This window comes from Streptomyces sp. MB09-01, from assembly GCF_033794505.1.
Taxonomy (GTDB): Bacteria; Actinomycetota; Actinomycetes; order Streptomycetales; family Streptomycetaceae; genus Streptomyces.
This window is the reverse complement of sequence record NZ_JARAYQ010000238.1, coordinates 1-12,735: the sequence shown is the minus strand read 5'-3', so window position 1 is coordinate 12,735 and position 12,735 is coordinate 1. Positions and strand designations below refer to the sequence as shown.

Genomic DNA, 12,735 nt, shown 5'->3' with positions numbered 1-12,735 from the left:
CGACACCACCGGGGAGTGGGCGTCCGCCTACAACCCGGGCTCGCTTGGTACCGAGCCGATGGACCCCGCACCGCCGGAGGCCCCCGCCGAACATCCCGTTGCGCAGGGGTGGGCCGGTGGGTTCCTGGACGAGGAGGCGTTCCAGTGGGTGCGGGACCCCCAGCTGCTGTCGGATGAGGAGTGCCTGCTGCCGTACGCGGTCGGGCTGGATCTGAACACCGCGTTCCTCGCGGCCTCCGCGCGCCTGGTCGTCGGCCTGTCCGCACCCGACCACTTCCACCGCCCGGCCTTCAACAAGAAGATCCCCGGCTCCTGGCTGGTCGACCTCTCGCACATCGAGCTGGACCCGCGGCTGCCGTCGCCGTTCACGCCGTCCGGGCAGCGGCCGACCGGGCCGGCCTGGTACCAGACGCACACCGTCGCCTACGCCCAGGAGCTCGGCTTCGACGTCGCCCCCATCGAGGCGTTCCTGCGCAGGGAGACGGGCGCGTACCTGGATCCGTGGCACGACCGCCTCAAGACCGCCTACCTCGACACGCTCGCCGACCTTGGTGTGACCGCGGATCTGGACGACCGGCAGTTCCTCGCCGCCATGGAGCAGCACAAGCAGGTCGACCCCGCGATGGCGGCCGTACTCGCCGCGATCAAGGCAACCGTCAAGGGCGGCATCGGCAAGCTCCGCGAGCGCCCCCAGGGACGCCACTACCGCGACGGGGAGCGGTGGCCGGCCCTGGAGCGGCCGACCTGGCGCCCCGACATCCGAGCCGCCGTCATCTCCAAAGCGCGGGTCAACATGCACCGCAAGATGGCCAACGTCGCCAAGGCCACCGGCCAGTACCCGCTCGGCGTGCTCTCCGACTGCGTCGTCTACGCGTCGTCCGGACCCTCCCCGCTCGACTTCCTGCCCTACACCACCTCCGGCAAGCCGCTGCCCGGCTCCTTCAGGCTCGGGCCCACCCCGGGCGCGGCGAAGGTGGAGGGCGTGCAGGAGATGGCGTGGGCGGTGGACCTGATGGAGAAGGGTCTCAACCCGGCCCGTCACATCAAGGGCGGCGACGCCGTCACGGACGAGGGAGAATAGAAGCCGTGGGGGACATCGACGACGCCTTGGAGCGCGCGGACCGCGAGGCCTTCACCCGCCAGCCACCCAAGACCCTGAAGGGCCGCATCAACTTCCTGATGGGCAAGCTGAAGACGACCAAGGCCGTCGCGGCCGAGCTCGGCGTCAGCCAACGCTCCATCGAGCGCTACCGCACCGGCGAACGCAAGACCCCGCCCAAGGCGATCACCGACCGCATCGACACCGCCGTACGCGCACGCTGGCAGCCCGTGGTGCGCGGCCGCCGCCGCAAGCAGGCCGCCACCGCAACCGGGATCACCGTCGAGACCAGGGCGCGGTTCGGGTACACCGCACCTGTCGGCACCACCGACGACGGCCGCATGCGACGGCTGACCGTGCACCTCCCGCCAGCCTACGCGCAGCGCCTGTTCGAGGCCCGGCAGCAGGGTGCCGGGGATCCGGAACTGCGCGCGATCGTCGCCGAAGGTCTGCAGGAGACCTACTTCAAGGACGGCGGGCGCCGCGCCGACCAGCTCGAAGTCGAACTCACCGACATCGACTACATCGACGTGTCGTTCTGAGAAGGGGCCGGTCACATCCGCCGGAGTCCTGAGCGTCGGCGCCGCATACGCCCCTCCCCCGGCGCGGCATGCGTCGCCCCGTGCCGAACCGCTCCGCCTGTCAGGGGCGCAAGCCCGCTCGCCTGAGTGCGAGCTCGGACAGGGCGGCGACGACTTGCTGGTCGCCGCGGCGCCAGGCGTCTGCGAGGCCGCCTGGCGGGGTGGAGATCGTGGAGAGGTCGCCCAGCGGTCCGGTGAGGGCGCGCAGGGCGAGTAGGTCGGCGCCTCCGGGGGCGTCGAGGAGACGTCGGATGGTGGCGCTGCGGCGGATCCAGCGCAGGCGTAGGGGGAGCCACAGCAGGAGTACGAAGGCCACGGGCAGGACGATCAGGGCGACTGCGGCCAGGGTGGCCACTTGACTGACGGTGTCCTGCAGCGACTGTCCTGCGTCGGCGAGCCCGGTGCCGGCGTCGGCTGCGGACTGGAACGGCTTCTTCAGGAGATCGCCGACAAGCGGCAGGTCCGAGGCCGTGTCGCCGGCGTCGTCGAGGGCGGTGGCGAGGCTTTCGCCGGAGCTCTCCACTTTGCGTCCCGGCTCGGCCAGCAGCATGATCGCGCCGTGGACGGTCAGGGCGAACTTCACCGCGGCGGCGATCAGGAGCACGGCGATCAGGTCGGCGAGGATCTGGCGGTTGCGCCGTGCTGGGGTCTGGGCGTAGAGAAGCATCGGCTGCTCCTGTTCCGGTCATGGCGTCGGGGCGGGCCGCCTCGGCCAAAGGTGTGCGGTGCTGGCGGCAAGGCTCGGCCGGTTGCTCGACCGTACGTCGGGCTCGGCCCTTCGCCTGGTGTCCACGGGTACACGTCTGCGACACGGTGCCGGGTTGGCGCAGCGCCGGTGACACTGCCAGGTGGAGGACGGGCACGGCGCCGGCAGGCGGCCCGCCGGCTGTCAGGGAAAGTCCGGGCACTCTGCGACGGAGCCCTGCGAGACGGGCTGCCACACACCGTGGTTCTCCCGTGCGCTCAGGCGGTCCGCCTCCCGAGTGCACTCGATCAGCTGTGCGGTGGTCAAGGGGACGGCGGCTGTGAACACCCGCCCGACGTGGCGGCAGAGTTGCACCGGGCGGAAGTCCGGTGAGTACGGCTCGCCGACGACGGCGAACAGATCGGGCAGTCGCCAGCCCAGCGGGCCGGCAATCGCACAGAGCTGGTATCTCCGGTGCGGAGTCGGCCGCCAGTCCGACACCATGCCGAGCAGCGTGCTGCGCGACAGTCCCGCGAAAGGGAGCTCCTTGATGCCGAAGCCGCGGTTGCGGAGCAGCCCGTTGAACACGGCGCCGGGACCGCTCTCGGCGGGCGTGAGGTGCGGCGAGGCGGGTTGCACGAAGGGCCCGGGGGCGTCGAGGTGCGGCAGCGAGCGGATGAAGTCCTCCAGCAGGGCCAGTTGCGTGTGGTCGCAGTGGCTGGCGCTGTAGGCGAACTGCTTGGTGATCGTGGCGTCGCGCTTGGGGGGGGAAGGAGTTCCGCCGGCACGGGGTGGCTTGCGATGACGAGCAGGTCGGCGGGCGGTAAGTCGAGTTCGGCGGCGAGTTCGGTGAGGATCCCGGGGGCGGTATCGGTCCCGCTCACGACGAGGTTGCTGATTGCCCGCCCAGGGTGGCGGCCGGGACCTTCGCCCGCGACCCGGAGCCGGGCCGGATCGCCTGGGGTTCTCTGCCCAAGGGCTTCGGGCGGTCCCGGGCGGGGCACGGGCCCGGGGTGGACCTGCTGCTGTGCCCGACCGATCTGGTGGGTGTGCAGAAGATGCCGGGCCGCTGGGGCGGGTGCTGCGGGCCGGGGTGCTCGACGGGCGCCTGGTCAGCCGTTCCCCGGCGGGATGAGCTGGGTCCGCCTGGCTCAGCGCCGGCGGGCCCGGTGGGCCGCGCGGTCGCGCCAGTGGCAGTACGCCGCCGCCGGGTCGGTCCAGTACTTCCACGGGAGGGCATCGATGTAGCCGTCCACCAGGCGGAACTGCGCCAGCGCCGCGTCGTACCGCTTCTGGCGGGTGAGGAAGTAGGCCAGCAGGTGGCGCAGCTCGGCGGCGTTCGGATGGTTGGGGGGGGCTGCGGCGACGTCGGCCAGGGCGGCGTCTACCAGGGAGATCAGGTGGGGTGAGCGGAAGTCGGCGGTGCTCGCGTCCGTGTCGCGGTGTTCGTACCAGGCGATCAGGGGCAGCGCGGTGAGCAGGCTGCCGGGCGGTGCGCCGGCCGCTGCCCGCTGGGCGAAGGACATGGCGCGTTCTTCCGCGCCGCGCCACTTCGCGCACCAGTACTGGAGCGCCGCGTAGTGCGCGTCGTAGTGGTGCGGGTCGCGGGTGGTGATCTCCTTCCAGATCCGGTGCATGTGCTGTTCGGGGTAGCCGAGGCCCAGTGCCGCCCATATTTCGTTGACGTAGGGCGTGGGGTCGTCCGGGTTCAGGTCGGCCGCGTGTGCGTTCTGCTGCGGTGCGCGGGCCAGGGTGGCGTGGAATCCGGCGAACTGTTCGGCGCTGGTGTGTTTCGCCCAGCCGCTGCCGCGCTGGTGCCAGGCCAGGTTGACGGTGGCCTTCGCGCGCACCAGCGCGAGGTCGGCGTCGTCCGGCCCGACCGCGGTCTGCCAGGTGTGCAGCCAGCTGTCGGGGAGGGCGGCCCGGTGGGAGCCGAGGGTGGCGGCGTAGGAGGAGCGGCGTGCCCAGTCGCCGCGTTCCCTGGTGGCGGCCATCAGCTGTGCGGCCGGCTCCCAACTGCCCCGGGCGGCTGCGGCGACCGCCGATTCCAGCTCGGGGTCGGGCGTAGAGCGGCCGGTGTTCTGGCGGGACTGCGGGAGGAGTCCGGACTTTCGGGCGGCGCGGGACGAAGTCCGGCCCGGGAGGTCGCCGGTGGTGCGGCGGTAGAAGATGACCGACACGGTGATGGCGAGCCCGATGACGACGATGCGTGCGACTTCCATGGTGGGAGCCCCCGATGAGGAGTGGTCGAAACAGGTGGGGGGACACGGGAGTATGACCTGGGAGCGCGGTCTGCCGCAAATGCGTTTCCGCTGGTGAGGAGGGCGCCAGAGCCATCGCCGCGGGTTCTGCGCATGCTCCGTTGAGCGCCGGGCCGGGATCGAGCGAAGCCGGAGTACGTCTCGCCAGCGGCTCACGAACAGACTCTGGGCATCGGTCTCCCCGGCCGCTGTCGTGCAGGCGGCGACCGGGGAGGGTGCACCTCCTAGACCGGGCCGAGCCATGTACAGGGTTCACCCGGCGGGCAGCTCCAGCCCCGGTCGTCCAGACCGTCCGAGGCGGACGGGTCCGCGACGGCGGAGCCGAAGGTGGACTTGGGCGGGGGCTCTTCCATCAGGTAGCCCACCTTGTTGGGGTCCTCCTCAAGGTGGTAGACACCCACCGCCTTCAGGAAGGGCTGGTACGTGTCCCATCGGCGCTCCACCGTCCCCAGTACGGGGAGGTTGAGCCGGGCCCCGCGGTCCGCGGGGCCCGCTTCGGACTTGTCGTACATGCCGCCGGTCCTCCTTTCAAGGCCTCGTCGGCGGCGGAGAAGCCCGCCGCCGACACGCGGCCCTCACTTGAAGAGGGAGCCAATGGCCTTCGTGGCCAGAGGCAGCAGCCAGGCGAAGTCCGCCTCGACGCCTCCGCTCTCGGTGCCCGCGGCCCTCGGGGCCGCAGGGGTGCGGTCGACCGCCGGCGCCTGGAAGGGCGTCTGCAGGACGCCCGACGGGGCCGCTCGGGGTGAGAAGTCCTCGTTCATGTCCGTGTCCTTTCCTTACGGTGGTGAGGCACTAGACCGGGCCGGCGTACCAGGGCATGATGCCGCCCTTGGACTGGGGGCCGATCAGATGCCAGGGGACTGTCCAATTGGCCTCGACGCCCGGTGTGTCGGCGTCGGCGCGTGCCGGAGCGGTGGGGCTCCGGTCGACCGCGGGCGCCTGGAAGGGTGCCCGCAGGACGGCCGAGGGACCAGCTCGGGGTGAGGCGTCCTCGTTCATGTCCGTGTCCTTTCCTTGCGGTGCCGAGGCCCTAGGTCCGGCGGGAGAGCCAGGCGTCCAGCATTCCCTTGGCCCCATGGCCGATCAGGGTCCAGGGCATTTCCCAATTGGCCTCGATGCCTGGTGAGTCGGCGCCGGCGCGTGCCGCAGCGGTGGGGCTCCGGTCGACCGCGGGCGCCTGGAACGGCGTCCGCGGGGTGGCGGACGACGCTGCACTCTGCGGGATCTCTCTGTTCATCCCGGCGTCCTCTCAGGACGGTGCGGCGGTGGCGGGGGACCCAAGCGCCCGCCACCGCCGCTGTGACGGATGCTGCATGGCGGTCTCTAGAAGAGGATGTCCTTCGCGATGCCCAGGAGCTTGCCGAAGTTGAAGTTGGCCTCGACTCCGTCGACGCCTTCGCCGGATCCCTTGGGGCCGATCGGGTCGCGGTCGATGGCGGGGGTCTGGAACGGCGTCCGCGGAGTGCCGGACGGAGCCGGCCTCTCCTCGCGCCGCGCAAACGGCTCGTTCATCTTTCTCACCTTTCACCTGGTGACTGGCCGGCGGGCGGTTCCCGCCGGAGGCTCGTCTGTTGTTCTGCTTCCTCTGCGGTGCGCTCAGAGTGCTTGCGCCCGCTGCGCGTAACACATCTGCCGCGCAGGTCCCCAGAGCTCCGCGCAGCCCGAGCGGGCCGCCTCCACGCCGTAGCCGTCATGCCGCTCCTGCGGCTCTTGCGAAGGTGCGCGGCAGACGGGCGGTGCTTGAAGGGGGAGCGAGGGGGGTACTGGGGTTCTGGTCTTGTCCATGGGGACTCCTCGGTTTGGTCCGGCAGTCAGGGGCTGCCGATGAACGTGTGGACCGGAGCGAGGCTGACGGGCACGTGGTCGCTCACGTCGAAGGTGAACAGGTACGACACCGGCGCCCGCTGGTCGTTCTCCGGGTCGAAGAAGGTCAAGGTGACGTCGTGGCAGACCGAGCCGGGACGGCAGAAGGGACTCTTGGTGACGGTGACGGTGTCCAGGGAGTAGAAGTTGTTGCTGCTGCCGGGGACTTGCTCCGCGGAGAGGATGCCGCTCTGGATCTCGGCGCCGACCAGGAAGGCGTTGGTGCCCGCCGCGTTCAGCGCGCGGTCGCCGGAGTTCTGGCCGAGGTTGCGGAACTTCCAGTAGATCTTGTCCAGCAGAGCGCGCACGGTCTTCCTGAGGAACTTCCCTGTCGCTCCGGCGAACTCCTGACGGACCTTCGCCTCGGCAGCGTCCTGTGCCGCCTGGTTTTCGCCGGCTTCCTTGCGCGCCTCCCGAATCTTGATCTTGAGCACTGCCTCGAAGACTGCGTTGACCAGCAGCGTCTCGTTCCAGGTGAACAGGCCGCGGCTCTTGACCTCGACCACGGGGACGACCTGGCCCGAGAACAGCCGGACGGTACGGTCCGTGAGGACTCCGGGTATCGAGACCCGGGAGACGAAGTCGATGTCTTCCTTGTCCTTGGCCTGTCCGAGGAGCGCGTCCCGGAAGGTCCGGTAGACGAAGGAGACCGGCGGGTAGGAGAGGGTCTCGAGGAGTTGGGTGAGCTGCTTGGGATCGCCCGCGGCGCCGGCCGCGAGATCGTGCACCTGCTCCGCGGACGCCTTGGGGTTCTTGATGATGGGCCGGGTCCAGTCCATGCCCACCGGCATCTCCGCCTCAAGGGCGTAGAGCGGGGTCGCGTCCGCGTTGAGCGTCCAGGTCAGCTTGTCGCAGGCCCACGGGTTCTTGCTCAGGTAGGCGTGCAGTTGCCTGGGGTCGTAGATGTTCGGCTGTTCCTCCTTCTCGGGCTGCCCTCCTGTCGCCGGAATGACGATGTGCGGCATCTGCTGACGGAAGCTGTCCCGGCGGGCCTCGGTCTGGAAGTCGAACCCGATGGTGCCGATCGCGTAGATCAACTGCTCCCCAGGGGAGGGCGCCGGGGCGGACGGGGTGGCCCCGCCCCCGCTGGGCTGCCCGCCTGTGCCCCCGCAGGTACCGCCGCATCCGGCGCAGGACGGGCAGACGCCCGTGTTCGCCGCGTGGGCGACAGGTGCCGTATGGACCGCGGGCGCCGTATAGGCGACAGGTGCGGCGGGTGTCGTATAGACGGGAGGTGCGGCGTAGGTGGGAGGCGCCGTGTAGGCGGGAGGCGCCGTGTAGGCGGGAGGCGCCGTGTAGGCGGTGGGTGGGGCGGGTGCCGCGTGGGTGGGAGCTGCGGCGGGCTGGACTCCGGCCTGCATCGCAGGCTGCATCTCCGCAGGCGCGGGCGGCCAGGGGGGCGGCTCGGGCCACGGACCCGAGGACGGGGGCACGGGAACCGGCGCCTCACCGGGGACCGGTGCCTGTGCTGGTGCGACCTGCGAGGGCGCGGTCTGCATCGCGGGCACCGGGGTTCCGGCGCCCGCGGGTGCCTGGGACATGGCTGCGGGTACGGCCTCGGATGGCTCCTCGGCCTGCGCGTGTACGGCATGCGTGTCCATGACGATGGCTCTCTCTTTCTCTTGGGTGTGCGTCGTCCCGGGGGCGCCGGATGTTGGGCTGCCCTGCCCGTTGACCAAGGCGAAGGCGCCGACGGCGTTCAGCCGGCCGCCGAGCAGCCTGCGGCACTCGGGTGAGTCGTCCGGGCCGCAGGGCGGACGGATCGCGGACTCACGTACGGCGCGGCCCGCGGCAAGCGGGTCGGCCTTGCGCCCCTCCGCCAGCTGCTGTGCCACCAGCAGCGCAACGACCCCGGTCACCGCTGGGGCGGCGAAGCTACTGCCGGTCAGTGAGGCGAGCGAGCCGCCGGGGGCGGCACCTTGGATGTCCTGTCCGGGGGCCAGAACTCCGTTCAGCCGGTAAGCGGCGCCCCAGTTGTTGATGTCGAGGGGCGCTCCGGCGGCGTCGGCCGCCCCCACGGCGAGCACGGACGGCGTGGCAGCGGGGGCCTGCAAGCAGTCGCACCCGTCGTTCCCAACGGCTGCGACCACCAAGACGCCGTTCTTCTCGCACAGCCGGAGCGCCCGCTCCAGCATGCTGTCCGGCGCGCCCTCGGGGGTGCGCTCCCCACCGCTGATGTTGAGGATGTGGGCCCCCGCCTCCACGGCCTGTTCCACGGCCCGCGCCAGGTCCAGCTGCGGCACGCGGGTCACCCGGCCGTCCGGGGACTCGCGGAACACCGGAAACAGCAGTCCCGTGCAGCGCGGTACGAGCCCAGGCACCGACGAACCGGGCTGTCCGAAGAGGAGGCTCGTGACATGTGTGCCGTGCAGCGACATCGGCCCCGGCCCGGCCGGGCCCGGCACCAGAGTGGGCAGCCGGGTGAGGTTCGATCCCGCGAAACAGGGGTGCGCCAGGTCCACCGGGCCGTCGAGGACCGCCACGCGCACCTCAGGGCTGCCGAGGAGCTCCTGCTCACCGGCTATCCCGCGCATCACCGACCGGATGTCCATGCTGAACCTCCGCGTACCGCAGTATCTCGACGTGCACTGATTCGGCCCGAAGCGGTCCGATGCGGTCCGGCCGTCGCGTATGGCGCACCGGGCCATGAGAAACGTGTCCCACGGAGGCGTTTCGGGGTCGTTCCCCCGTGCGGCGGAAGGCGTTCGATGGCCGTCGCGGAGGCGTTCGGAGGGGTCTCACCCCACGTCGCAGAAACGTTTCTGCGACGTAATGGACGCCGTCTGCGCAGCGTCGGGACAGCACAGACTCGCTATGATCGGTAGCCGGCCGATACGCTCCCGCCCGGTTGCAGTCGTATGTGCCGTCGCGCAGAGTGAGAGGCGTGTCGCAAGGAGCCCATCTCGAAATCCTGCGGCCCTTCCAAGTCACCTGTGGAGGGCGGCGCGTCGCCGTCTCCAATGCAGCTCAGCGGCTGCTGGCCTTCCTGGCCCTGCACCGCGAGGGCACGCACCGGCGTTCGGTCGCCGCGCAGTTGTGGCCCGACTGCACATCCTGCCGGGCGTCCGCCAATCTGCGATCCGCGCTCTGCCAGGGCAGAAAGCTCGGCCCGGTCCCCGCCATCGACAGCGTCGATCACAGCCTCGCGCTCGCCCCCTCCTTCTCGGTCGACTTCCACAAGGCGTGGGACGCGGCCCACCGCCTCGTGTCCGGCGACGGCAAGCTCCCCGACGGGGACCGATTGGTGGCGGACCTGAGCCAGACCCTGCTCCCCGGCTGGGACGACGAATGGCTGCTCCTTGAACGCGAACGCTGGGATCAGCTAAGGCTGTACGCCCTGGAGGCACTGGCCCAGCAGTTCCAGACCGAGGGCCGTCATCTGTCCGCGTTGCAGACGTCGCTCGCCGCCGTCTCCATCGACCCGTTCCGCGAGACCCCCCACCGGATTGCCGTCGAGGTCCACCTGGCCGAGGGCAACGTGGCCTGCGCGGTCAAGCGGTACCAGGACTACCGACGGTTGCTGCAAATGGAGTTGAAGGTTGCCCCATCTCCTCAGCTGACCCGTCTCGTCCGTGACCTGACGCGGACGTAGGCGATCAGATGCGGCGGCCCGGCGGGCGACAGCCAGTGAGCGGGAGTGCAGGGCAGAGGCCTGCGGCCGGCGCTCGCACTCGTGCCTATCAGGCAGTGGCGGGGAGCAGTCGTCGGCGTTGTCGGCCACGGTGGCCGGGGAGCTCGTGCGACGCACCGACGTTGCACGACGACATCGACGACATCGTCGACGCGGATCGCACAGGCAGAGGCCGCCCCGCGCTGGGGGCCGCGTGCGTGCCTGTTCGGTGGTTACCGTTTGAGGTAGGCCAGGACGGCCAGGACTCGGCGGTTGTCGTCTGCGGAGGGTTCGATCCGGAGTTTGGTGAAGATGGCGGCGGTGTGTTTGGCGACGGCGCTTTCGCTGATGAACAGGGTTTGTGCGATGGCTGCGTTGGAGCGGCCCTCGGCCATCAGGGCCAGGACGTCCAGTTCGCGGGGTGTCAGCTGGGATGTGGTGCCGCGGGCGTCGCTGCGGGCCAGTAGGCGTGCGATGACCTGGGGGTCCATCACCGTTCCGCCTGCGGCGACGGTGCGTACGGCGTCGATGAACTGGGTGGTGTGGGTGACGCGGTCCTTGAGGAGGTAGCCGATGGCGCCTTGGCCTCCGGCGAGCAGTTCGTGGGCGTAGAGCTGGTCGACGTACTGGGAGAGGACGAGGACCGGTAGTGCCGGCCGGGATCGGCGTGCTTCCAGGGCGGCTTGGAGGCCTTCGTCGGTGAAGGTGGGTGGCAGGCGGATGTCGACGACGGCGACGTCGGGTTGTTCCTCGAGGAGTGTTTTGAGCAGGGCGGGGCCGTTGTCGACTGCGGCGATCACCTCGAATCCGTGGTCCTGGAGGGTGCGTGTCAGTCCGTCCCGGAGGAGGAAGAGGTCTTCGGCGAGGGCGACGCGCACGGTATCTCCAAGGTCGCGGTGGTCGGGCCGCCCCGCGGGCTGTGCAGGACGAGGGTTCCGTCGAAGGGGTCCAGGCGGCGGCGTACGCCTTGTAGTCCGTTTCCGTCAAGGTCGGCGCCGCCGTGGCCGTTGTCGGTGACGGTGATGTGCAGGGCGCCGTCGGTGTGGCTGAGGCGGATGTGGGCTTCGGGGGCGCCGGAGTGTTTGGCGGCGTTGGCGAGGAGTTCGGCGACGGCGAAGTAGCCGGCGGATTCCACGGGGGCCGGGAGCCGGCCGGGCAGGGTGGTGTCGATGTGGACGTCGAGGTGGCTGTCGAGGGCCAGTGAGCGGATCGCGTCGCCGAGGCCGCGGTCGGCGAGGACGGGGGGCAGGACGCCGTGGACGAGTTCGCGGAGGTCTTGGAGGGCGCGTTGGGAGGTGGCGCGTACCTCGTGCAGGAGTGCGCGGGCGGCCGGGGGGTCGTGGTCGAGGAGCCGGGTGGCTTCGTCGAGGGTCATGCCCAGGGCGACGAGGCGGGCTTGTGCCCCGTCGTGCAGGTCGCGTTCGATGCGGCGCAGTTCGGCGGCTTGGACGTCGAGGATGTCGGCGCGGGATCCGGTGAGGTGTTCGATGCGGCGGGTGAGTTCGGTGCTGTGTGGTGCGGTGAGCAGGCGTTGGCTCCAGCGGGCGTGGAGTTGGAGGGTGGTGGGGGCGAGTGTGAGTCCTGCGGCGGTGAATCCGAGGCCGAGGAGGAGTGCGGCGAGCATGGTCGGGGTGGAGTCGACGAGGATGAAGGCGTACCAGTTCTCGTCGCCCAGGCTCTGCCAGATGAAGGGCTGCACGGCTGCGCCGAAGAGGCCGTACTCGACGAGGGCCAGGGGCACGGTGGCGAGCAGTGCGCCCGTCCAGGGTTCGGCCCAGGCCCAGCGCAGGTCGCGCCAGAACCCGTCGTCGGCGAGGAGGGCGCGGGCGTGTCGGTGGCGGCCGGTGGTGTTTTCGGGTGGGGCCTGGCGGAGTGGGAGCGGTTGTGGTGGGCTGATCACGGTCGCGGTCCAGCGGGCGGCCCAGTGGCGGTAGCGGTCGGAGATGCGACGCAGGGCGGCTGCGGCGGGCGGGAGCAACAGGAAGCCGATGCCGACGGGCAGGAGGAGGAGCGCACCGATCACGAGGCTGCCGGCCCCGGACACGGCGAGCGCGGCCAGTGAGAGCAGCTGGCAGCGGCCGATGTCGGCGAGTGTGCCCGTGAGGCTCGTGCCGGGGCGTCTGTCTGCCTGTGCCATGCACACCTGTGGTTCCGTCATGTCAGCGCGGTTCGTGCGTTGTTGCGGCGGTGATCTTATCCGGCGCGGTCGCCGGCCGGCGGGCGCAGGCGATCCACGGGAGTGCTGCGGCCAGGCAGGCGGCGCCGAAGACCACCATCGGCGCTGTAGCCGGGGACGTCTCGTCCGTCACGAACAGCATGCCGAGGTTGACCAGGGTGTGGAAGCCGCCGGCGAGCAGCAGCCGGTTGCTCCGTACGCGTTCGAGGGCCAGGCCGAGGATCACGGACATCGCGATGGTGGCGGCCAGGAATCCGGCCGCGTAGGCGGGCTCCTGGGCGAGGACCTGTACGTGCCACAGGCCCCAGGCCGTCCCGACGAGGACGGAGGCGGTGAGCGGGCCGAAGCGGGTGCGCAGCAGTGGCTGGAGGTAGCAGCGCCAGCCGATCTCCTCGGCGCAGGCGCCGAGGAGTTGGGCGGTCACGAGCAGGATGAGGGGGTGTGCGAGGGCTTGGGGGCT

15 protein-coding genes are annotated in these 12,735 nt (G+C 70.8%); 3 read left to right on the top strand and 12 right to left on the bottom strand.

The genetic code is table 11. The features are described from left to right. Both tap and tpg read left to right on the top strand, forming a co-directional pair. On the top strand, positions 1-1,081 hold a 1,081-nt coding region (gene tap, locus PV721_RS34300), incomplete at its 5' end, for a telomere-associated protein Tap (RefSeq protein ID WP_416371244.1). A 5-nt stretch (positions 1,082-1,086) separates the two neighbouring features. Continuing rightward, positions 1,087-1,641 (top strand): telomere-protecting terminal protein Tpg, encoded by a 555-nt coding sequence (gene tpg / locus PV721_RS34295; protein ID WP_319731293.1) that lies wholly within the window; start codon positions 1,087-1,089, stop codon positions 1,639-1,641. A 100-nt stretch (positions 1,642-1,741) separates the two neighbouring features. Here tpg and PV721_RS34290 read toward each other — a convergent pair whose 3' ends face one another. The 9 genes from PV721_RS34290 to PV721_RS34250 all read right to left on the bottom strand — a co-directional run bounded on the left by PV721_RS34290 (position 1,742) and on the right by PV721_RS34250 (position 9,041). Further along, on the bottom strand, positions 1,742-2,347 hold the full coding sequence (locus tag PV721_RS34290; RefSeq protein WP_319731292.1) for a hypothetical protein: 606 nt from the start codon (positions 2,345-2,347) through the stop codon (positions 1,742-1,744). A 222-nt stretch (positions 2,348-2,569) separates the two neighbouring features. Further along, positions 2,570-3,004 (bottom strand): hypothetical protein, encoded by a 435-nt coding sequence (locus PV721_RS34285; RefSeq protein ID WP_319731290.1) that lies wholly within the window; start codon positions 3,002-3,004, stop codon positions 2,570-2,572. A 512-nt stretch (positions 3,005-3,516) separates the two neighbouring features. Beyond that, on the bottom strand, positions 3,517-4,587 hold the full coding sequence (locus tag PV721_RS34280; RefSeq protein ID WP_319731288.1) for a hypothetical protein: 1,071 nt from the start codon (positions 4,585-4,587) through the stop codon (positions 3,517-3,519). A gap of 263 nt (positions 4,588-4,850) precedes the next feature. Next, positions 4,851-5,138, bottom strand: a complete 288-nt coding sequence (locus tag PV721_RS34275; protein ID WP_319731287.1) for a hypothetical protein — start codon at positions 5,136-5,138, stop codon at positions 4,851-4,853. A gap of 63 nt (positions 5,139-5,201) precedes the next feature. Further along, on the bottom strand, positions 5,202-5,387 hold the full coding sequence (locus PV721_RS34270; protein WP_319731286.1) for a hypothetical protein: 186 nt from the start codon (positions 5,385-5,387) through the stop codon (positions 5,202-5,204). Between the two features lie 31 nt (positions 5,388-5,418). After that, on the bottom strand, positions 5,419-5,625 hold the full coding sequence (locus tag PV721_RS34265) for a hypothetical protein (RefSeq protein ID WP_319731284.1): 207 nt from the start codon (positions 5,623-5,625) through the stop codon (positions 5,419-5,421). Between the two features lie 31 nt (positions 5,626-5,656). Then, positions 5,657-5,863, bottom strand: coding sequence for a hypothetical protein (locus tag PV721_RS34260; RefSeq protein ID WP_319731282.1), 207 nt, complete (start codon positions 5,861-5,863; stop codon positions 5,657-5,659). 86 nt (positions 5,864-5,949) lie between these two features. After that, on the bottom strand, positions 5,950-6,138 hold the full coding sequence (locus tag PV721_RS34255; RefSeq protein ID WP_319731280.1) for a hypothetical protein: 189 nt from the start codon (positions 6,136-6,138) through the stop codon (positions 5,950-5,952). A gap of 299 nt (positions 6,139-6,437) precedes the next feature. After that, positions 6,438-9,041 (bottom strand): S8 family serine peptidase, encoded by a 2,604-nt coding sequence (locus PV721_RS34250; protein WP_319731278.1) that lies wholly within the window; start codon positions 9,039-9,041, stop codon positions 6,438-6,440. Between the two features lie 332 nt (positions 9,042-9,373). Here PV721_RS34250 and PV721_RS34245 point away from each other — a divergent pair, with 332 nt between their 5' ends. Beyond that, positions 9,374-10,081, top strand: coding sequence for an AfsR/SARP family transcriptional regulator (locus tag PV721_RS34245; RefSeq protein ID WP_319731276.1), 708 nt, complete (start codon positions 9,374-9,376; stop codon positions 10,079-10,081). Positions 10,082-10,332: 251 nt separating this feature from the next. Here PV721_RS34245 and PV721_RS34240 read toward each other — a convergent pair whose 3' ends face one another. The 3 genes from PV721_RS34240 to PV721_RS34230 all read right to left on the bottom strand — a co-directional run. Beyond that, positions 10,333-10,977 carry a response regulator transcription factor gene (locus PV721_RS34240; RefSeq protein WP_319731274.1) on the bottom strand — a complete coding sequence of 215 codons (645 nt, stop codon included), beginning with the start codon at positions 10,975-10,977 and terminating at the stop codon, positions 10,333-10,335. Then, entirely contained in the window at positions 10,929-12,236 is a 1,308-nt protein-coding gene (locus tag PV721_RS34235) for a sensor histidine kinase (protein ID WP_319731272.1), read from the bottom strand. The genes PV721_RS34240 and PV721_RS34235 overlap by 49 nt, the downstream gene beginning before the upstream one ends. Before the next feature lie 22 nt (positions 12,237-12,258). Then, the coding region (locus PV721_RS34230) for a CPBP family intramembrane glutamic endopeptidase (protein WP_319731270.1) at positions 12,259-12,735 on the bottom strand (477 nt) is incomplete at its 5' end.